We start from the raw sequence: 20,303 nt of genomic DNA on the forward strand, positions 1-20,303 counted from the left end.
CCTACCAGCGTGCGAGCCGATGTGGGAAACCGCGCCAGGTGTGCCTAAGCTCGGGTACGTGCCCGGAAAACGAGACATCGCCACCCGCCGCGAGTTGGCCGATACGTCCGCATCTTCCGAATCTCACGGGACCACCACGACCCATGCCACCAGCATCGCGCCGGAGCTGTCCTCGGTCGCGCAGGACTACCTGAAAGTGATCTGGACGGCCCGGGAGTGGTCGCAGGAAAAGGTGACGACCAAGCTGCTCGCCGAGAAGATCGGGGTGTCCGCGTCGACGGTGTCGGAGGCGGTGCGCAAGCTGGCCGACCAAGGACTGGTCGAGCATGCGCGCTACGGGTCCATCACCCTCACCGAGGACGGCCGCCGCGCCGCCATCGCCATGGTGCGCCGGCATCGCCTCATCGAAACCTTCCTGGTCAACGAGCTCGGCTACGGCTGGGACGAGGTGCACGACGAGGCCGAGGTGCTCGAGCACGCCGTCTCCGAAACGCTGATGGAGCGCATCGACGCCAAACTCGGCCACCCGGACCGGGATCCGCACGGCGACCCCATCCCCTCGGTGGACGGCGCGGTCCCCACTCCCCCGGCCCGGCAGCTCAGCGATTTCGACGCCGGTGAATCCGGCCGCGTGGCCCGCATCTCCGACTCCGACCCGGCCATGCTGCGCTACTTCGATTCCCTCGGCATCGCCCTGGACACCCCGATCGCCGTGGTCGAGCGCCGTGATTTTGCGGGCACCATCGCCGTGCGCGTCGAGGAACGCACCATCGACCTCGGCAGCATTGCCGCCGAGGCCATCTGGTTGAGCGAAGCGCACTAGCGCGTCGGGCTATCGGGCCCGGTTCAGAGGTCGCCACCCTTCGGGTAGACACACGAGCTCGAACCGACGGTGGGCAGCATGCACACGAGAACGAAGGGGAAGGGCACCGCGATCCGGGCCCCCGAGCCGCTCCACAGCGGCAGGCCCGGCGTGTAGTTGTCCGAGCCGGTACCCGAACCGGTATCCGCGACCGGCGCGACCGGGTCCGCCGAGGCGGTGACCATCCCCGCCGCGACGCCGGACAGCACTACACCGGCGACCAGGGTCAGGCGCAATGTCTTACTCATGTCTTCCTCCATCTCGAGACCAGAACATTGCGCCAGATCAGTGACGGTCCGGCATGCCCCCACTCACCGTGCCCAGGGAAAGCGGGGGGTTGCTATTCGAAATCCGTTTGCTATGAGAGGGATTCAGACCAGCCGGTGGCCGCCGTCGACGTGCAGCACGGTGCCGGTGACGAAGTGGCTGCGCAGTAGCGAAGCGACCACTACCGCGATGTCTTCCGGGCGGCCCAGGCGGCGGGCGGGGAGCTTCTCGGCCATCGCGCGCAGGCGCTCGTCCTTGTCCTCCCAGGGCATGTGGTCCCAGATTCCGGTCATCACCCAGCCGGGTGAGACCGCGTTCACGCGGATCGGGGCGAGTTCGACGGCCAGGGCGCGGACCAGGCCCTCGAGGGCGGCGTTGATCGCGGCGACCATGGCGCCGCCGACCGCCGGGCGGTAGGCGGCGATACCGGAAATGACCGTCAGCGAGCCGTTTTCGGTCAGGCGTGCGTGCTTGGCGAGCAGCATCGCGCCGAGCAGCTTGGACTCGAGGAAGCCGCTGCCGTGTTCGAAATCGAAGGTGGCCATCGGGCCGTAGGAGCCGTCCAGATCCGCCGCGGTGGTGATGACGTGGTCGACGGTGCCGACGGTGTCGAACAGCCGCGCCACCTCCTGCTCATCGGTGATGTCCGCGGCGATGGCGGTGAGCTTCCCATCGCCGAGTTCGCGCACGGCGTCGGCGAGCCGCTGCTCATTGCGCCCGACGATGATCACCTCGTAGCCCTCGCCGAGCAGTGCGTCGGCAATCGCCTGTCCCATTCCCGAGCCGCCACCCACAACCAGCGCACGCTCGGCCTGTCCCGTAAATCCCTTGTCTGTCATGCCTTTCAGCCAACCCGTGGCGTGCGCGGCGGTCCACGACGCGCGATCGAAGCCATGTGAGGCCGGGGCTAACACCGCAGGAATAGTGCCGAATCACTGCCATATTGGACGAGTGACCAGTATGGTGCCTGGGTGTGAAACGTTCACGAGTCATGTGCTCGATGTTGACCGCGCTCGCCGTCATCGCCGGTAGTGCCACCGTGGCTGCCGCGGACCCGACCGACATCGCCGGATCCGGCAGCTCCAGCGGATCGGGCAGCGGCACCGGTTCGGCCTCCGGCAGCGCGAGTGGGTCCGGGACCGGGAGCTCGGGGGCGCCGACCAGCGTGCCCGCGCTGGGGCCGGACTTCCTGTGGGGCGTGGCCATGGCGGGCTTCCAGTCCGAAGGGCATGCGCCCGACAGCAATTGGCTGCGGTATGCCAATTCCGGGAAAGCGCATGACACGTACCGGAATTCGGTCGATTTCTACGACCGGTATGCCGAGGACATCGATCTGGCGGCGGGCATGGGGTTGAAGGTGTACCGCCTGTCCATCGAATGGGCGCGGGTGCAGCCGCAGCCGAACACCTGGGACGAGAACGGCTTCCAGTTCTACGACCGGGTCATCGCGAAGATCAAGGCCGCCGGGATGCGCCCGATGCTGACGCTGGATCACTGGGTGATCCCCGGCTGGGAGGCCGATCGCGGCGGCTGGAAGAACCAGGGCATGGTGGCCGATTGGCTGACCAATATGCGCCGCGTCGTGGACCGGTACGCGGGCGACGACCCGATGTGGGTGACCATCAACGAGCCGATGGGCTATGTCGCGCAATCGATTCAGATCGGCGACATCGGATTGCTCGACGCGCCGGCCATGTTCGATCGGCTGGTCGCCGCGCACAGCGCGATCTACGACTACATCCATCAGCGCCAGCCCGGCGCACGAGTGACCAGCAATATCGCGCAGTACCCGATGATCCAGAACCTGACCGACATCTTGTTCGCCGACCGGGTCAAGGGCAAGCTCGATTTCGTCGGCCTCGACTTCTATTACGGTGTGTCCCTGCAGCATCTGCCCAGCGCGTCACTGGTCGGCAGCGATCTGTGGAACAACGCCATCGAACCCGAGGGCATCTACTACGACCTGCGCACCTACGCCGAGAAGTTCCCCGGCCTGCCGCTCTACGTGGTCGAGAACGGCCTCCCCACCGACGACGCCGCCCCGCGCGCCGACGGCTACGACCGCGCCGACCACCTGCGCGACACCGTCTACTGGCTGCAACGCGCCAAGGCCGACGGCATCGACGTGATCGGCTACAACTACTGGAGCCTCACCGACAACTACGAATGGGGCAGCTACTCACCGCGATTCGGCCTCTACACCGTCGACGTCCGCAACGACCCGACCCTGACCCGCCGCCCCACCGACGCGGTCCCCGCCTTCAAAACCATCACCGCCGCCCAGGGCGTCCCCTCCGACTACCGCCCCACCCGCAAACCCACCCTCTGCTCGATCGTCACCCCGCTGGAGAGCTGCCTGCGTCCGGTCTCGGTCCCCTGACGGTCAGAACGGGACCTCGGTTCCGAGTGGTGGGCCGGCGGGGCCGCGTCCGGAGAGGGCACGGCAGAACTCGATGGCGTCGAGTTCGAACGGTTCGCCGTCGCCGTCCGGCGACGTCCAGGTGCCGCCGGCCGGACCGGTGAGGGTGAGGCGGTAGGGCTTACCGTGCCGCTGCGCCCATTCCCGCACCACGTCTTCGACGATGCGGCCGTCGTGGACGGCTGTCAGGCGGAGTGGGTGGCCGGTGGCGCGGCACAGGTCGATGCGGTGCATCCACGGGTCGCGGGTGAGGATGATGTCGAGTAGGTAGCCGAAGCTCCACCGTTCGGGAATCCCGTTGATCACCTCGGTTTCCGGCATGGATCGACGCCGGAGCAGGCCGGGGGCACGGCGGCGGCCACGGGCGACGCGCGGGCCCAGCTCGGCGAGCATGGCGACCAGTTCTTCCGGTGTGCGCCTGCCGAATTCGCGGACCTGCAGGGCGCCGAGGGCATCCACCGTGGTGGCCTCGCCGCCGGGCCGCTTGCTCGCGATGCGGTTCTGGCGCAGGCTCTCGCGCATCGAGGCCGCCATGGCGGCCGCGCCGACCACGTGGGCGACCAGTTGATGCACCGACCACTCCGTGCAGTCGGTGGGCTTGTCCCAGTCCTCGGGACCGAATCGGTTGAGGAGGTCGACGACGCGGAGGTATTCATCCGCGCCGAGCCGCAGGGCCTCCGGACGCTCGATCTTCGGCTGCCGGAGGTCGGAATCGGTGCTGCGCATGGCTGTGTCCTTGTTCGGAGCCCGGTCGGGTATGACTCACACCACTACCGAATTCTATAGCCGTGCGGCATCGCCGATCAGTCCGAGGACAGCCGCAATCCGCCGGCCAGGGCGTCGGCCATGGTGTGCAGGAGGGGGTTGCGGGTGGCTGCGCGCCAGGCGGCGGCGTAGGTGATGACCAGCGGGCGGGGTTGCAGTGGACGCCATACCAGGCCCGGGACGGCGGCGGTGCGGGCGGAGCCGACGCCGATGGCTTCGGGACGCAGCGGTAGCAGTTGCAGCATCTGGGCGTGGCTCATGGCGCTGTCGCTGAGCACCACCGAGGCGCCGCGCTCCCGCAACTGTTCGAGCACCGAGTCGTGGACCTCCGGTGCGGCGTCGCGGGCGAACATGATGAGCTCGTGGCCGCCGATGTGCGCCGGTTCCACCGAACCCGTTGCGGCCAGCGGATTCTCCCGGGACATGACGATCCCGAGCTCCTCGTCGGCGATCGGCGTGTAGGTCAGGTGTTCGGCCAGTCGCACCGGCAACCGCAAGACCGCCAGATCGACTTCGTCGCGATCGAGCAGTTTGGCTTGATCACCGCTCGTGCCGGTGGTCAACGCCACCCGCACGCCCGGCTGCCGGGCCTTGAGCAGGGCCTCCATTCGGCCGGGCAGCCATTTCGGCGCACCGTTCACGATGCCGAGCCGGAACACCGCATTGCCGGGCTGCGCCACCGCGCGCGTCTCCCGCAGCGCGATCTCCGCCGCCTCCAGCACATTTCGGGCAGTCTTCAACAGCACCTCGCCGGCCGCGGTCAACTCCACCCCGTGATTGCCGCGAATCAACAACGGCCCCCCAACTTCCCGCTCGATCGCGCGAATCTGCTGGCTCAACGTCGGAGTCGAGATGAACAACCGCTCCGCCGCCCGCCGAAAATGCAGCTCCTCCGCCACCGCCACGAAGTACCGCAACTGCCGCAATTCCACCCTAGAACCGTACGCGGCCCCGCCCCCCAAAAGACAACCCCGACAACCCCCACCGAGGTGGCGGCGTCACGAGTCGCGAGGGCAGGATTCGAACCTGCGATCTCCGGCATATGAGACCGGCGAGCTGACCATCTGCTCCACCCCGCGTCAAGGAATCTCACGCTACGCCCGAGGTCGGCAGGCAGCCAATGGTTTACGCCCAGCCGGGGTGGGGTGAGGGCTGGGAGACGGTGGCCCAGCGTTCGGCGATGCGGCGGCCCTGGAAGCGCCAGAGGACGAAGCCTTGGAAGGTGAGGGGCTGGCCGGTGGTGCGGTCGGTCCATTGCCAGATGTTGCGGCACATCACCTTGTCGCCCTCGGCGAGCATTTCGACGACGGTGACGTGGAGGTCGGGCATGGCCTCGTACATGCCGAGCATCATTTTCTCGTCGCCGGTGAGGTCGGTGGGCTTGCCGCCGGGGCCGTCGTGGTCGAGGAAGTCCGGCGTCATATTGCGGTGGATGACCGCCGCATTGCGCCGGTTGACGAACTCCTCGAAGTGGTCGGCGACAAACTGTTTCATGGATTCCTGCGACAGGTCGGTGGCCATGATCGCCTCCTCTACGCGGCCGGACGACCTTTCCATGGTGCGCCCGCCGCGCGACCCGCGTGCGGATTTGGGCAGCGCCGGGTCGGCGGTTGGGCAGTGTCAGAGATTGGCGGGACGTACCACCAGCACCGAGGCGGCGCGCTTGCCGGACTCTTTGATCAGCGCGACCGCGTGCCCGGCCGGATCGACGGCGGCGTAGACGCCTTGCAGACCAATCGGTTCCAGCCAGCGGCCGTTGCGCAGATCCCCCGCCTCGGCCTCGCTGATCTCGCGGACCTCGAAGGCGGTGCGCACGGCCGCGTCGATGTCCAGGCTCAGCATCGGCTCGCCCGCCGCGGCAGAGGCGGCCAACTGCTCGAGGGTGCGGGCGTGTTCGAGGGTGAAGGGGCCGACGCGGGTGCGGCGCAGCGCGGTGAGATGCCCGCCGACGCCGAGCTTTTCACCCAGGTCGCGGGCGAGGGCGCGAATGTAGGTGCCCGACGAGCACGCCACCTCGACATCCAGATCCACGAACTGCGTTGTGCCGGTGTCGATATCGCGGCGGGCGAGCACCTCGAAGCGGCTCACCGTGACGGGCCGCGCGGCCAGTTCCACCTCTTCACCCGCGCGGGCGCGGGCGTAGGCGCGCTCTCCATTGATCTTGATCGCGCTGACCGTGGCGGGGACCTGCTGGATATCGCCGGTCAATTCCGCGATGTGCGCGGCGATCTCGGCATCGGTGACATGACCGGCGGCGGTCGTCGCGGTGACCTCGCCCTCGGCATCGTCGGTGATCGTGGACTGCCCCAACCGGATGGTCGCGGTGTAGGCCTTGGTGGTCAGGATCAGCTGCCCGAGCAGTTTGGTGGCCCGCTCCACGCCCAGCACCAGCACGCCGGTGGCCATCGGGTCCAGGGTGCCCGCGTGCCCGACCTTCTTGGTGCGCAACAGCCCTCGCCCCTTGGCGACCACGTCGTGACTGGTCCAGCCGCCGTCCTTGTCGACGATGACCAGGCCGCCGAACGCGTCCACCAGCGGCGGCAGCTTCTCCCGCCGGGGCGGGCGCGGCTCACGAGATCGCTTGTCCCGCTTGCCCTCGGCGGGCTTGTCGCGCTCGTCCACAGCGGGCAGGGTGCCGGGTTCGGTTCCCATCAGGCCTCCACGATCGCGGTCAGGATGAGGCCGTCGCTGATCAGCCAGCGGCCGTCGAACGAGCTCAGCGGGGTGCCGCCGTCGGTCACCTGACCGGGGATCAGCAGGTCGGTGTGGAAGGTGCCCGCGCCGCCGCCCGCGGACTCCTCGTCCACGGTGAAAGTGATGTGCGCGTCCTCGAATCCGAGCCAGCGGCCGGTCAGCGGCCGCCACGCCTTGTAGGTGGCCTCCTTCGCGCAGAACAGCAGCCGATCCAGGTGCAGATCGGTGCCGGACAGCACGGCGGCCAGCCATTCGCGTTCGGGCGGCAGGCTCACCGAATCCAGCACCCCCTCGGGCAGCCGGTCGTGCGGTTCGGCGTCGATGCCGATGGACCGGACCCGCAGCTTGTGCCCGAGCGCGGCCGCCTTGTACCCGTCGCAATGGGTCAGGCTGCCGACGATGCCGCGCGGCCAGGCCGGCGCCCCGTCCTCGGCCTTGCCGATGGCGACCGCCGGTTCACCGAGCTGTTCGAGTGCCTGCCGCGCGCAATACCGCGCGCCGATGAAGTCGCGACGCCGCTTCTCCACCGCGCGGGCGATCAGATGCTCCTCGCCGGGATGCGGTTTCAGGTCCGCCGGGTACACCGTCAGTTCGGCCGCGGCGACCCCGTTGGGCAGAATCCTGCCGAGTATGCGCGCCGACTCCGTCGCCGCGACTGCCCGCTCCTCGATGACCGCCTCCTGCTCGCGTCCTGCATTCTCGCGTCCTGCACTGCCGGATCGAGCCTACCGGGCAGGCCGGGACCACTCGGCCACTCGTGCGGGCCCCGATCGCCGCCGCGCGCGCTCCCGCGAACGTTGCTAGGCTTTTGCCAGCTCATCCCAACCGCAGTCCGGCAATCGTCGCGGCACTCCTGAGTCCGCGAGGCAGGAGGCGAGGCATGACAGTCGAACCGTCGAAACGGACCGGGATCGCACCGGCCGAATTCATCGGGCCCACCCGCACCATGACCACCCTGCGCGTCAACGGCCACGAGTACTACACGGTCTTGGAACCGCGCACCAGCCTGCTGGACGCGCTGCGCGAGCATCTGCACCTGACCGGCACCAAGAAGGGCTGCGATCAGGGCGGCTGCGGAGCCTGCACGGTCTGGATCGACAATCGGCGCGTGCTGGCCTGCCTGACGCTGGCGCTGGCCGCCGAGGGCCGCGAGATCACCACCATCGAGGGCATCGCTGACGGGGATCGGCTGCATCCGGTGCAGCAGGCCTTCCTCGAGGCCGACGGATTCCAGTGCGGCTACTGCACTCCCGGGCAGATCATGTCGGCCATCAAATGCATCGAGGAGGGCCACGCCGAATCCGGGACCGAGATCGCGGAATGGATGAGCGGCAATATCTGCCGGTGCGCCGCGTACCAGAACATCCGCGACGCGGTCGGTCAGGGCCGGGATGCCATGCGCCGCAAGGACGGTGAGCGATGAAGCCCATCGCCTACGCCCGGCCGACCACCGTCGAGCAGGCCGTCAGCACCGTGACCTCCAGGCCCGCAACGGTTTTCCTCGCAGGCGGCACCACCCTGGTGGACATGCTGCGCATCGGCGCGATGCAGCCGGACAATATCGTCGACATCACCTGGCTGCCACTGGGCGGTATCACCCACACCCCCGACGGCGGACTGCGCATCGGCGCGCTGACGAAGATGAGCGAGGTGGCCGCGGAACCCGGTGTGATCGAACGCTATCCGTTCCTGTCGGTGGCACTGTGGAAGGGCGCGTCGGCGCAGCTGCGCAATATGGCCACCATGGGCGGCAACCTCATGCAGAAGGTGCGCTGCTCCTACTTCCGCGAACCCGAAAGTGCTTGCAACAAGCGCGAACCCGGCTCCGGCTGTGACGCGGTCGACGGCTTGCACCGCGGGCACGCGATCCTGGGTACCAGCCCGAAGTGTTTCGCCACTCATCCCTCGGACGTGGCGATCCCCTTGGTCGCCTTGGACGCGACGGTCACCGTGTGGGGGCCGCGCGGCGAACGCACCATCGCCTTCGACGATTTCTTCCTGCTGCCCGGCACGACCCCGCACCTCGAACACCCGATCGCGGCCGACGAACTGATCACCCGCATCGACGTGCCCGCACTGCCGTTCGCACGCAATTCGCACTATCTGAAGGTGCGGGATCGGGAGTCCTACGAGTTCGCGCTCACCTCGGCGGCGGTGGCGCTGAGCGTCGCGGACGGCACCGTGCTGGATGTGCGAATCGGGTTGGGCGGCATCGCCACCAAACCGTGGCGGGCCCGCATCGCCGAGCAAATGCTGATCGGCGTCTCGGCGACCCGGGAAAACTTCGCCAAAGCGGCCGCGACCGAACTGCAGGCCGCCGACACCTCGCATCCGATGAACGCCTTCAAAGCCGAACTCGCCCAGCGGACCTTGGTGCGGGCACTGGAAACGGTGGCGCAGCAGCTGCATTCGGGAGGCAAACGATGACCGCCACCGCCGCACGGCCACTGGTCGGGCAGGGCTTCGATCGCATCGACGGGCGCGCCAAGGTGACCGGTGCGGCGCAGTACACCGCCGAGGTGCCATTGCACGGACTTGCGCACGCGGTGCTGGTGGGCGCGCGAATCGGCAGCGGCACAGTGCTGTCCGTCGACTCCAGCGCCGCGCTGGCGGCCGGGGCGGTCGCGGTCTACACGCACGAGAACCTGCCGAAGGTGGCGGCGATCCCGTCGCAGTGGCCCTCCGGTTTCGGCGGACCCGCGCCCGGGCAGACGTTCTTCCCCTTGCAGGACACCACGATTCACTACTACGGGCAGCCCATCGCGGTGGTGGTCGCGGATACCTTCGAAATCGCGCAACACGCGGCCGAACTCGTCACCGCACGCTACGACGAGGGGCACCCGCTCATCCGGCTCGCGGACGGACGGCACGCGCAGTATCAACCCGAGAAGGTGTTCTGCGATCTCGTGCCGGCGGTGCAGTCGCGTGGCGACTTCGATACCGCGCTCGCCACAGCCGCCCATTCGGTCGATCCCACCTACCATTTCGCCGCCAACCATCACAATCCCATCGAATGCTCGGCGACCGCCGCGAGCTGGGACGGCGACACCGTCACCGTCTACGACGCCACCCAGGGCGTCGCGGCCACCCAGGCCACCGTGGCCGCCTACCTGGGCATGTCGCCCGGCCACGTGCGCGTCATATCGCATTATGTCGGTGGCGGTTTCGGGGCCAAGGCACTGATGTGGCCGCACGTCACCCTCGCACCCATGCTGGCCCGCGAACTGGGGCGGCCGGTCAAGGTGGTGCTCACCCGCGAGCAGATGTTCTACGGCACCGGATTACGCGAGGAACAGGAACAACGGGTCACCCTCACCTGCGACGACCGGGGCACCTTCACCGGCCTGCGGCACCACAAGCTCTCGGTCACTTCACCTTTCGACAATTGGGCCGAGGTGTCGCTGGGCGTGGCCGGGCAGGCGTACGCGATCCCGAACTGGGACGGGCAGTATCGCCTGATCCGCGGCAACACCATGACCCCGACCTTCATGCGCGGCCCCGGCGAAGCGTCGGGCATGCTCGCCCTGGAGTGCGCCGTCGACGAACTCGCGGCCGTGATCGGGCGCGACCCCATGGCATTACGGCTGCACAACCACGCCACCATCGACCCGGAGAGCGGGCATCCGTGGAGCTCCGACGGGTACGCCGAATGCGTGCGCGTCGCCGCCGAACGCTTCGGCTGGTCGGCCGAGTCCGGGCGCGGCCCGGCCCGCACCGACGGAAACTGGCTCATCGGCTGGGGCATGGCCACCGCCGGATACCCGGTGTACGAACCGGGACAACCACAGCGGGCGCACGCACGCCTGCTGGCCGACGGAGCCTTGATCGTGCAGGCGGGCACCCAGGAGTTCGGCACCGGCGTGGCCACCACCATGGCACAGGTGGCCGGGGACGCCATGGGCATCGAATTCGACCGCATCCGAGTCGATATCGGCGACACCGACTACCCGAACATCGCCGCGGCTGTCGGGTCCATGGGCGCGGGGATGATCAGTGCGGCCGTGCACACCGCATGCACGGAGCTGCGCGGCCAGGTGATCGCGCTGGCGGTCGGCGACCCGGAATCGCCGCTGCACGGACGGATCGCGCTGGAGATCGAATCCGTCGCCGGGCGGCTGCGGGTGCGCTCCAATCCCGCGGTGGGCGAGACGTATTCGGCGCTGCTGGCGCGGCATCACCTCACCGATGTGGAGACCATCGGCACCTGGCATCCGCCAGCCACCGATCTGCCCTTCGGCCGCATCACTTTCGGGGCCCAGTTCGCCGAGGTGGCGGTCGATCCGGAACTCGGGCTAGTCCGGGTGCGACGCATGGTCGGCGCGTACGCGCCCGGCCGGGTGCTCAATGCGAAGCTGGCCCGCAGCCAGGTGCTCGGTGGGATGAACTGGGGGCTGTCACAAGCCCTCATGGAGGCGACGCTGCCGGATCCGCGCACCGGCGCGTGGGCCAATCCCTCACTGCTGGAGTATCTGCTGCCCGTGAACGCGGACGCGCCGGAGGTGGATATCAGCTTCGTCGAAGTCACCGACGGGATCGTCAATCCGCTGGGCGTGAAGGGACTCGGCGAGCTCGGCATGATCGGTGCCGCGGCGGCCATCATCAACGCGATCTCGCATGCCACCGGCAAACACCTGCACGAGATCCCGGTCCGCATCGAGCACTTGCTCTGAAAGGCGTTGCCGCCGAGCGTCAGCCGTTCACCAGCTGGTCGACCTCGGCGGCGAACAGCACGGCCGGGTCGAAATCCATCCCGGTGAAATGCCCGGCCAGTTCCAGTGACAGCACGCCGTGCACCCGAGTCCAGAACGACAGGGCCCGGGGCAGAGCCTGCTCGGCGCGCACCGGCAGCCGGGCGTGGGCGGCGCTGAGCACCGTCATGATCTCGTCGGAGATGACGGTGGTGTCCGCGGGCGCGTGATAACCGGGGACCGGCGTTCCATAGATCAGGAAATAGCGCTGCGGATCGCACAGTGCCCATTCCCTGATCACCTGTGCGATCCCTGCCACGTCGGCACCGGCGTCGAAGGCCGCGCGGACGGCGTCGGCCAGGCTGCGATAGGCGTCCCGAATGAGCTCGGTGATGAGGTCGTCGCGCCCGGCGAAGTACCGGTACAGCGCGGGCCCGCTCATACCGACCTGCTTGGCGATCGCATTGAGCGACAAGGCCGAAGCGCCGGAGGTCGCGATCTGCTCCCAGGCGCGTTCCTTGATCTCCGCGCGGATCTGCTCGCGATAGCGCTCCCGCGAACTCGTCGCACCCACCACAGCAGCTCCTTCGTCGGCTCGGCCTCGTTCAGTTAGAGGTTATCACTTTTCCTATTGACTCTAACCAGAGTCCAGTTATAGGTTCTAACTAACTCGATAGCATCTAACCGATTCGCGAAACAGGAGCAGCATCATGCACCGCACCCTTCTCGGCATCGCACTGGCCGCCGGAATCCTCGGCGCCACAACCACTCCCGCCACCGCCGACACCCCGGACCCTGCGCCGCTGTCCTGCGAGGGTCAGACCATCGACACCAGCGCGCCCATCCACTACCGCACCGAGGCACTCATCAAGGCGCCCCTGGACACCGTCTGGAACCTGCAGACCGATGTCGAACACTGGCCCGCCTGGCAGCCGCCGGTCGCCACCGTGCAGCGCCTGGATTCGGGCCCGCTGCAGCCGGGTTCGAGCTTCCACTGGACCACGCCGGTCCCCGCCTCCGCCTCGACGCCGGCGACCACGCTCGGCATCACCTCCACCGTCCAGCAGGTCGTCGACCGGCAATGCCTGCGCTGGACCGGACCCGCCGTCGGCGACGGGCTGAATATCGAAGGTGGCACGCATGTGTGGACCTTCACTGCCGTCGCCGACGGCGTCCTCGTCCAGACCGAGGAGAACTGGCGGGGAGCCCAGGTAGAAGCGGACATTTCGACCTCAACCGGCTTCCTGGGCATGGGTCTCGAGGCATGGCTCACCGACCTGCGCCACGCCGTGGAACACTGAGGTCGCGCCGGAGAGTCGTATTGTCGACGGCAATCCCCGTTGGGGCTCACCGCTCGAGAAACCCTCCCGCGATGGCCCGACAAGGGATGATCAAGAAAGTGACGGGCTACCTGACCGTCATTGCTCGTCCCCCCTCATACGAAATGAGTTTGGCTATGGCCGACAGGCAGAGCGGGACCGTGAAGTTCTTCAACGACGAGAAGGGGTTCGGCTTCATCGCACCGGATAGTGGCGGCGATGACCTGTTCGTCCACTTCAAGGCGATCGAGAGCGATGGCTTCCGGTCCCTCAAGGACGGACAGCGCGTGTCGTTCGTCGCGGCCCGCGGCCAGAAGGGCATGCAGGCCGAGCAGGTCCGCCCGGAGTGATCGCTCAGCGGTAAATCGCAATCAGCGGTGAATCGGGCCGTCCGCCTCGGCGAGGGGACGGCCCGAAGCTCCGCCCGCCTCCGCGATGATCTGAGCGGCGATGGACACCGCGGTCTCGTCGGGGGTCGAGGCATTCAAATCCAGGCCGAGCGGACTGCGCAGGCGGCCCAGTCGTTCGGGTCCGATGCCCGCGGCCGCGAGGCGCGCCACCCGGTCGCGATGGGTGCGACGCGATCCCAGCGCGCCGACGAAGGCCAGGTCGGGGAGCTCGAGCGCCTCGGCGAGCATGGGGACATCGAATTTGGCGTCGTGGGTGAGCACACAGACGACCGTGCGGGAGTCGATCCGACCGCCGTCGTGTTCACGGCGCAGATAGCGGTGCGGCCAGTCGACCACGACCTGCTGCGCGGCGGGGAATCGGGTTGGGGTGGCGAAGGTTTCGCGGGCATCCACGACGGTGACGCGGTAACCGAGTTGCGCGCCGAGACGACTCAGGGCGCGGACGAAATCATTGGCGCCGGCCAGGATCATGCGCGCGGGGGAACCGAAACTGTGCACGAAGGCGCGCGGCGGGTAGGGCGGCTCGCAGTCCGCGGAGCCGATCGTGCCGGTGCGGCCGGATCTGGCCATGGCCACGGCGTCCCGGCTGATCGCATTCCGGCCGGTCGCGGCGTCACCGGTGGGCCCGATCAAGTGCCAGACGGGAGAGCTGTCGAGAGTGGTCGTCAGTGCGACCGGGCAGCCCTCGTGGATCGCCCGCTCGAGTGCCTCGAGGTCGGCCAGCCGCTCGGGTCCGACGGGTTCGATGAAGACTTCCAGTTCACCGCCGCAGGTCAATCCGATGGCGATGCCGTCCGGATCGGCGAAGCCGTAATGCTCGAGCACCGCGCATCCGGTGGCCAGCACGTCACCCGCCGATTCGACGACCGCGGCCTCGACGCAACCGCCGGACAGGGAGCCGAGGACCTCGCCGGTCGCGGTGACGACCATGGCGGCCCCGAGTTCGCGCGGCCCGGCACCGGTCACGGCCACCACTCGCGCCAGCGCGACCGGACCCTGCCGGACCCGATCGATCAGCTGCGCCAGCACATCCCGCACGCCACCTATCTTCACAGCTCAATAGCCTTGGCGCACGCCATGCCATGCGCACGGCAATTTGACGGCTACCGGCGTTGCGGCTACCGGTCAGACGCCGCGGCGGCGCTCGGCGGCTGCCTTCATCTTCTCGCCCGCGGCACGCATTTCGGGAGTGACCTTGAAGTGGCCGCCCCACTCGTTGAGGGTGTCGCCGTAGTCCGGGACCGGCAGGATCTGGCGCAGCAGCGGGTCGGGCACGCCGCGGCGCTGCCATTCGCGCGGGTAGCCGAGCGAGACCTCTTCGAAGCGGACACCGTCGTACCAGGTGGTGCGGGGGATGTGCAGATGGCCGTAGACCATGCACACGGTGTTGTAGGTGACGTGCCAATCCGAGGTGAGATCGGTGCCGCACCAGAGCGCGAACTCCGGGTACCACATCATGTCGACCGGCTGGCGGACCAGCGGCCAGTGGTTGACGAGCACCAGCGGGGTCTCCGCGGGCAGGGCGTCGAGGCGGCGCTGGGTGTACTGGACGCGGGCGTGACACCAGGCGTCGCGGGTCAGATACGGCTCGGACGACAGCAGGTATTCGTCGGTGGCCACCACATTGCGGTCCTTGGCGATGGCCAGGCCCTCGGCCTTGGTCTTCGCGCCGGCGGGCAGCCACGAGTAGTCGTAGAGCAGGAACATGGGTGCGATCGTCACCGCGCCGCCGTAGTGCTCCGCGCCCGCGCCCTCCCACACCGGGAACGGGTCCTCCGGGGTGAGCACGTCCACGTCGCGGCACAGCGACACCAGGTAGTCGTAGCGGCCCGCACCGTGCATCTGCACGGGATCCTTTGCGGTGGTCCACAATTCGTGATTGCCGGGCACCCAGATGACCTTGGCGAAGCGGCCGCGCAGGGTTTCCAGCGCCCAGCGGATGTCATCGGTCTTCTCCCCGACGTCACCGGCCAGAATCAGCCAGTCCTCGGGAGAATCCGCGCGAATCGCCTCGACCACCGGCTTGTTGCCCTGATGACCGACATGGATGTCGCTCACCGCCATCAACTTCGGAGTCACCCGGTTCCGCCTCTCTGTTCACGACCGATCACTGCGGCAACAGCCCCGGCCCCCACCAGATTCCCACGCCCGCCGCGAGCAGCGCTCAGCGCACCCAGCGGATGCGGGCCGCGGCGGCGAAGCCGGTAGCGACGGTGAGGCTTCCGGTGGGCTCGCGGCGGCAGGAGGCGATCGCGATGTGGCAGGGGCGCGGGATTTCGGGTGGAATGCGGACGCCGCCCTCGATCTCGTAGCGCATATTGGTGATCTTCCAGCGGCGGGCGTGCGGATCGTGCGGGTCGACCGGTGGCGCGTCGGGGCGGGCCACCACCATGACCTCGGTGATGCCCGTCGGCCATTCGAAGACCAGCAGGCCGCGCTGTTCGGTCAGGCCGCGGACGGTGGGCATGCCGCTGGGGCGGTCATCGGCGGCGCCGTCCCCCGCGTCGGCGTCGGATCGGCCGTCGGAGCGGGTCATTTCGGAGGTTCTTCCGGAGACGGACGCGACCACGCCGTAGACGGGCACGGCTCCCGTCGAACCCGCTCCGCCGTCCTCGAGTGCGATGCCGCGCGTGCGGCCGACCACCCGCCAGGACCCGTCGACCAGTAAGCGGGTCACCCGGTATTCCACCTGTTCGGTGGCCGAGGCGAGCCAGGCGATCACCACGGTCCCGTCCGGCTTGCGGCTGGCGCTCACCCGGCCGGGCGCACCGACTCGCAACTGCGCCAACGCCGCTCGCGCCTCCGCGTGATCGGCACACACCTCCAGCACGTCCAGCACCGCCCGCAGCCGTGCGTCCGGCGGCTCCGGCGGCGCGGCCTCGAACATCCGCCCGGCCTGGATGACCGCCGCCCGCGCCCTGCCGCTGAGCAGTTCCCGGCTGGCCCCGTGCGGATCCGGATTCGCCACATCCATGGCCCGCCGCTCCAGGAAATCCAGATGCTCGGTCAACGCCTCCACGAATCGCCGTCCCGCACAAGCGGAGACGGCCGCCCGCCAACGCAACTGAGCCTCGGCCAACACCCGCTCGACCTCATCGCCCACCGCCCGCACCGACTTCGCGCCGGTAACATCGTCGCCGACGCCCCGCCGCGCGTCCTCGACGAACCCGGCCGCCGCCCGCGGCCGCCCCGCCCGCAAAGCCCCCCGCGCCGCCTGCAACGCCGCCTCCCACGGCCGCGCGGCCCGCGCACCCGTCAGATTCCCGGCCGTTCCAGACGCATCATCCCGCCCGCCACCGCCGTAGGGCGTCCGCTGCCAGTGCGCCGGATCCGGCGCACCCGCCGCCGCACCCGCATCCCGCCGCGAATCCTGCCGCGCCCCACCGCCTTCCACCGACTCGCTCGACGTCGAACCTCCGACCTCTCCCGAATCTCCCCGCGCGCCACTATCACCCGCCGATCCGCGTCCCGACCTGTCTGCGGCCGCAGACGATCCGGTGCGATCGGCAGTGTGTCCCGCGGAGCCACCGGCGGTCCTCAGCGCGGTGCCGCCGGGTGAGGCGGCGAGGTGTTCGCGGCCTTCGACGACGGTGCCTAGTTCGTCGGTGAGGGAGATGAGGAGGCGTTCGGAGGTGGGGCGGTCGAGGCCGGCGGTGATGGCTTCGCCGAGGAGGTAGTCGAAATCGGCTGCTACGAGGAGGTCTTCGACGAGGACGGCGGCGCGGACCTGGGGGCGGAGTTGGTCGGTGACGTCGTCGATGACGGATTGGAGGTAGGCGTCGACGAGGTTGCCGCCGGGCTCGAGGAGGTCGGCGATGTGGATGAGGAGTTCGTCGAGGACGACGCGGAGGCGGCCGGGCGGGAGTTCGCGGGTGCGGGCGCGCCAGGCGTCGGCGCGCAGCCGGATTTCGACGGTGTGGTGGGCGTCGGCGAAGGTCAGGCCGAGCACGGACAGCAGGGTGGGGACCGGGTCGTCGTCGCGCAGCCGCTCGAGTTCGAGCAGTAGTTTGCGGATCTGGCGGCGGCGTTCGGGGGTCAGGGCGGGTGCGGCCGGAGGCGGTGCGGGCGTGGGTGATTCGTCGATGATGCGGTGGCGGCGGACGTGCGCGGCGATCTCGGCGGGGGTGAGCCCGCCCATGCGGCCGATGTCCTCCAACCCGGGAATCTTGCCGGCCGGAATGCCGCCGTGGCGCTGCACCAGCCGGTCGATCGCGGCATCGAGCATCTCGAAGCGTTCGGCCTCACGCCGCGCCCGCAACTGCCGCACCCGGTCGGCCTCGATGAGCCGGGACCCGGTCTCCAGCAAGGGTTCCGAAAGCTCCCGGTGCGCGTCCACCAGCAGCCCGGCCAGCACCCGGAACTTGGGATGGTCGCGCAGCTTCTGCCACAGCGTCCACACCTGCTGCACCCGCGCCGCCACCTCGGCGTCACTCAGCCGCGCGGCCTCGGCGATCGGAATATCGTAGAGCTCGAAGGCATCCGACTCCTCGGGCCCGCCCCGGCGTTCGACGGCGGCGAGGACACGTTTGCGATAGTCGTTGGGATCGAAGGCGTGCATGGCTTTACGTGGACGGCGCTCTCAGGAGTTGCGGCGGCGGGTGCGCTGCAACTGATCCAGCTCCCGCTCGACATCGGCCTGCGACAGTGTGGCCCCGGTCTGCACCGACAGCGTGAGCGGAATATCGGCGTCCACGTGATAGGCGGTCACGTGCAGCACCCCGTCGAACCCCATCTCGAAGGTCACCCGGACCTCGCTGCCCTCCGGATATCCGGGCGGAATATCGCTGATCCGGCCTGCCACCAAGACTTTCGAGTCCTCGGGCCGGGTCGAGGCCGCCTGCCCCTGCTGTTCGACAATGGTCAACTCGATCTGATCCTGATCGGCGCGCACCGTGCCGTAGGAGCGCTTCACCTTGATCGGCAGCGTCTGATTGCGATGCACCAGCCAACTGGCCGCCAGCCCGTTGAACGGATCCAGCGCCAGCACCCCGAACCCGCGCGACACCACGGTGTCCACCTGGATCTCGAGCATGCGCCGCACCAGACTCACCGGCTGCCCGAACGAGTCGGCCACCCGTTTGAGCGCCGCCTCCAAATCCGCGGGATCGGCCTCGAAAAGCTCTGCGCCGTCGCGTAGTCGGCCGCGGGTGATCAGGTCGGCGGACACCAGCCGCTCCATCTCGAGCTTCTCGCCGTAGAGCGCGGCCCCGCGCGCCACCGACAGGTCCGGGTCGCGCAGCTCACCGAAGAGCCCGAATTCCTTCTGTAGTTGTTCGGCGACCATCGGCATCCGTGAGGAGCCGCCGACCAACAGCAGCCGATCCACGTGCCGTACTCCGCGCTGCCCGGCCGCGGCCAGCACCGCCCGGGTGAGGTCGAGGGTGCGCCGCATGAGCGAGGCGGTCATGGTCTCGACTTCGTCGCGGGTCAGTTCGATGACCGCCCGCGCGCCGTCGTGCGCGATCACCACCTCGGTGGTCTCGGCGGTGGTGAGCTCGTGTTTGGCCTGTTCGGCGGCCAGCACCAGCAGCTGGGAGCCGACCGAATCGTCAAGCGGGTCTTCGGCATCCGGGTTGGCGGCGCAGAAGCGCTGCGAGAGGTGCAGCGCCAGCCGCTCGTCCCAGTCCGCGCCGCCGAGTTGATGGTCGCCCTCCACGGCCAGGACCGAGATGCGCCGGTCGGCCAGTTCGATCACGGTGGCGTCGAAGGTGCCGCCGCCGAGGTCGTAGACCAGCACGGTCTCCCGCGCCGGGCCCTTGTCGATCTCGATACCGCCGTCGAGCCGCCCGAAACCGTAGGCCAGCGCCGCCGCGATGGGTTCGGACAGCACGCCCGCCACATCGAAGCCGGCATAGGTCCCGGCCTGGATGGTGGCGCGGCGTTCCTCGTCACCGAAGTAGGCGGGCACCGTGATCACCACCCGCCGCACCGGTTCGCCGCCGCCGAATTCGGCATCGGCGGCAAGGCTTTTCAGAATCAGCGAGGACACCGCGGGCGCGGACCACATCTGCCCGTGCGCACCGAAACGCCATTCCGCATCCCCCATGCGGCGTTTCACCAGCGTGCAGACGTGATCGGGGTCCAGGCGGGCCTGTCGCCGCGCGCCCTCCCCCACGACGTGATCGGTGGCCGAGGCGAACAACACCACAGACGGGACGGTCGGTTCGCCGTTCAGTCCGATCAGCACCTGCGGCCGACCATCCGCGTCGATTGCCGCAATTGCCGAATTCGTTGTGCCAAGATCGATTCCGTAGACCCCCACGTCGGCGATGGTAGCAGCCGGGACCGACAGCTGGGTCTATCGTTCCACCATGACCGATCCAGCCCCGGCGGCCGCGATGACCGAGGTAGCCGAGACCCCAGTGGCGGTACCCGCGACGAGCCTCGACCGCATTACCGAACGCATCGACGACCTCGCGCGGGTGATCGCCCGGCAGGCCGCCACCATCGAGCGACTAGCCGACGAAGCGAAGGTGCAGATCCGCGATGAGCGCGCCGAAGCCGACGCACCGATGCTGCGGGATCTGTTCGCCCTGCACGGGCTGGCCCAGACCTTCGCCTCGACCTCCAATTCGGAGGCGGACCGGCCGGGCTTCGAGGCGATCAGCCGGCGCGTGGAACGGATGCTGACCGAGCGCGGTGGTCAACTGGTGACACCGTTCCGCGGGGCGGCCTTCGATCCGGAGGTGATGGAGGCCGCCGAGCTCTCCGATACCGATGATCCGGAAGCGGACCGAACCGTCGAGTCCGTTATCCAGCCCGGCCTGACCGTCGGGGATCGGTCCATTCGCCCGGCGAAAGTCGTTGTCCGCCGGTATCGCAGGTTCTGATCGACCCGTGCCCATAAACTGACACTTGTTCTAATAATCACAAGTGCTT

At 68.7% G+C, this 20,303-nt stretch carries 20 protein-coding genes and 1 tRNA gene; 8 read left to right on the forward strand and 13 right to left on the reverse strand.

Features of this window, described 5'->3' with window-relative positions; all coding sequences use genetic code 11:
• Positions 1 to 58 precede the first annotated feature (58 nt).
• Complete coding sequence (locus ACFXHA_RS13310) at positions 59 to 823, forward strand: metal-dependent transcriptional regulator (RefSeq protein WP_379356174.1); 765 nt, start codon at positions 59 to 61, stop codon at positions 821 to 823.
• A gap of 23 nt (positions 824 to 846) precedes the next feature.
• Here the strand turns inward: ACFXHA_RS13310 and ACFXHA_RS13315 are convergent, their stop codons facing one another.
• Positions 847 to 1,110, reverse strand: coding sequence for a hypothetical protein (locus tag ACFXHA_RS13315; RefSeq protein WP_379356176.1), 264 nt, complete (start codon positions 1,108 to 1,110; stop codon positions 847 to 849).
• Between the two features lie 123 nt (positions 1,111 to 1,233).
• Complete coding sequence (locus ACFXHA_RS13320; protein ID WP_379356178.1) at positions 1,234 to 1,968, reverse strand: SDR family oxidoreductase; 735 nt, start codon at positions 1,966 to 1,968, stop codon at positions 1,234 to 1,236.
• Between the two features lie 134 nt (positions 1,969 to 2,102).
• Between ACFXHA_RS13320 and ACFXHA_RS13325 the strand changes: the two genes are divergently transcribed.
• Positions 2,103 to 3,509 (forward strand): glycoside hydrolase family 1 protein, encoded by a 1,407-nt coding sequence (locus ACFXHA_RS13325; protein ID WP_379356180.1) that lies wholly within the window; start codon positions 2,103 to 2,105, stop codon positions 3,507 to 3,509.
• A gap of 3 nt (positions 3,510 to 3,512) precedes the next feature.
• Here ACFXHA_RS13325 and ACFXHA_RS13330 read toward each other — a convergent pair whose 3' ends face one another.
• The 6 genes from ACFXHA_RS13330 to npt form a co-directional block, all read right to left on the reverse strand.
• Positions 3,513 to 4,274 (reverse strand): maleylpyruvate isomerase family mycothiol-dependent enzyme, encoded by a 762-nt coding sequence (locus ACFXHA_RS13330; protein ID WP_379356182.1) that lies wholly within the window; start codon positions 4,272 to 4,274, stop codon positions 3,513 to 3,515.
• A 77-nt stretch (positions 4,275 to 4,351) separates the two neighbouring features.
• Positions 4,352 to 5,245 carry a LysR substrate-binding domain-containing protein gene (locus ACFXHA_RS13335; protein WP_379356184.1) on the reverse strand — a complete coding sequence of 298 codons (894 nt, stop codon included), beginning with the start codon at positions 5,243 to 5,245 and terminating at the stop codon, positions 4,352 to 4,354.
• A 73-nt stretch (positions 5,246 to 5,318) separates the two neighbouring features.
• Positions 5,319 to 5,392 (reverse strand) — tRNA-Met (locus tag ACFXHA_RS13340).
• 46 nt (positions 5,393 to 5,438) lie between these two features.
• The gene (locus ACFXHA_RS13345) at positions 5,439 to 5,834 is read right to left on the reverse strand and encodes an ester cyclase (protein WP_379356186.1); all 396 of its coding nucleotides are present in this window, start codon (positions 5,832 to 5,834) and stop codon (positions 5,439 to 5,441) included.
• Positions 5,835 to 5,933: 99 nt separating this feature from the next.
• Complete coding sequence (truB, locus tag ACFXHA_RS13350; protein ID WP_379356188.1) at positions 5,934 to 6,965, reverse strand: tRNA pseudouridine(55) synthase TruB; 1,032 nt, start codon at positions 6,963 to 6,965, stop codon at positions 5,934 to 5,936.
• Positions 6,965 to 7,639 (reverse strand): 4'-phosphopantetheinyl transferase Npt, encoded by a 675-nt coding sequence (npt, locus tag ACFXHA_RS13355; protein WP_379356675.1) that lies wholly within the window; start codon positions 7,637 to 7,639, stop codon positions 6,965 to 6,967. The genes truB and npt overlap by 1 nt, the downstream gene beginning before the upstream one ends.
• 248 nt (positions 7,640 to 7,887) lie before the next feature.
• On the opposite strand from npt, the gene ACFXHA_RS13360 reads away from it, so the two are divergent.
• From ACFXHA_RS13360 to ACFXHA_RS13370, 3 genes are read left to right on the forward strand one after another with little or no spacing between them, the layout of a single operon-like run.
• Positions 7,888 to 8,430, forward strand: coding sequence for a (2Fe-2S)-binding protein (locus tag ACFXHA_RS13360; RefSeq protein ID WP_379356190.1), 543 nt, complete (start codon positions 7,888 to 7,890; stop codon positions 8,428 to 8,430).
• Positions 8,427 to 9,434: an FAD binding domain-containing protein gene (locus tag ACFXHA_RS13365; protein ID WP_379356191.1), complete on the forward strand. Its 1,008-nt coding sequence runs from the start codon at positions 8,427 to 8,429 to the stop codon at positions 9,432 to 9,434. Before ACFXHA_RS13360 ends, ACFXHA_RS13365 begins: the two co-directional genes overlap by 4 nt.
• Entirely contained in the window at positions 9,431 to 11,677 is a 2,247-nt protein-coding gene (locus tag ACFXHA_RS13370) for a xanthine dehydrogenase family protein molybdopterin-binding subunit (protein ID WP_379356193.1), read from the forward strand. Before ACFXHA_RS13365 ends, ACFXHA_RS13370 begins: the two co-directional genes overlap by 4 nt.
• A gap of 19 nt (positions 11,678 to 11,696) precedes the next feature.
• On the opposite strand, the gene ACFXHA_RS13375 is transcribed toward ACFXHA_RS13370, so the two are convergent.
• Positions 11,697 to 12,269, reverse strand: coding sequence for a TetR/AcrR family transcriptional regulator (locus ACFXHA_RS13375; protein WP_379356195.1), 573 nt, complete (start codon positions 12,267 to 12,269; stop codon positions 11,697 to 11,699).
• A 136-nt stretch (positions 12,270 to 12,405) separates the two neighbouring features.
• Between ACFXHA_RS13375 and ACFXHA_RS13380 the strand changes: the two genes are divergently transcribed.
• On the forward strand, positions 12,406 to 12,996 hold the full coding sequence (locus ACFXHA_RS13380; RefSeq protein WP_379356197.1) for an SRPBCC family protein: 591 nt from the start codon (positions 12,406 to 12,408) through the stop codon (positions 12,994 to 12,996).
• Between the two features lie 155 nt (positions 12,997 to 13,151).
• The gene (locus tag ACFXHA_RS13385) at positions 13,152 to 13,364 is read left to right on the forward strand and encodes a cold-shock protein (RefSeq protein ID WP_379356199.1); all 213 of its coding nucleotides are present in this window, start codon (positions 13,152 to 13,154) and stop codon (positions 13,362 to 13,364) included.
• A gap of 21 nt (positions 13,365 to 13,385) precedes the next feature.
• Here the strand turns inward: ACFXHA_RS13385 and ACFXHA_RS13390 are convergent, their stop codons facing one another.
• The 4 genes from ACFXHA_RS13390 to ACFXHA_RS13405 form a co-directional block, all read right to left on the reverse strand.
• A complete protein-coding gene (locus ACFXHA_RS13390; protein ID WP_379356677.1) occupies positions 13,386 to 14,462 on the reverse strand; it encodes an XdhC family protein in 1,077 nt (358 codons plus the stop codon).
• Positions 14,463 to 14,549: 87 nt separating this feature from the next.
• Positions 14,550 to 15,503 carry a metallophosphoesterase family protein gene (locus ACFXHA_RS13395; RefSeq protein ID WP_379356201.1) on the reverse strand — a complete coding sequence of 318 codons (954 nt, stop codon included), beginning with the start codon at positions 15,501 to 15,503 and terminating at the stop codon, positions 14,550 to 14,552.
• An 85-nt stretch (positions 15,504 to 15,588) separates the two neighbouring features.
• Entirely contained in the window at positions 15,589 to 17,982 is a 2,394-nt protein-coding gene (locus ACFXHA_RS13400; RefSeq protein ID WP_379356203.1) for an Ig-like domain repeat protein, read from the reverse strand.
• 21 nt (positions 17,983 to 18,003) lie between these two features.
• Positions 18,004 to 19,686: an Hsp70 family protein gene (locus ACFXHA_RS13405; RefSeq protein WP_379356205.1), complete on the reverse strand. Its 1,683-nt coding sequence runs from the start codon at positions 19,684 to 19,686 to the stop codon at positions 18,004 to 18,006.
• A 49-nt stretch (positions 19,687 to 19,735) separates the two neighbouring features.
• On the opposite strand from ACFXHA_RS13405, the gene ACFXHA_RS13410 reads away from it, so the two are divergent.
• Positions 19,736 to 20,254, forward strand: a complete 519-nt coding sequence (locus ACFXHA_RS13410; protein ID WP_379356207.1) for a nucleotide exchange factor GrpE — start codon at positions 19,736 to 19,738, stop codon at positions 20,252 to 20,254.
• The last annotated feature ends 49 nt before the right edge of the window (positions 20,255 to 20,303 follow it).

Origin of the sequence: Nocardia sp. NPDC059240 (genome assembly GCF_042753865.1) — a bacterium.
GTDB lineage: Bacteria > Actinomycetota > Actinomycetes > Mycobacteriales > Mycobacteriaceae > Nocardia.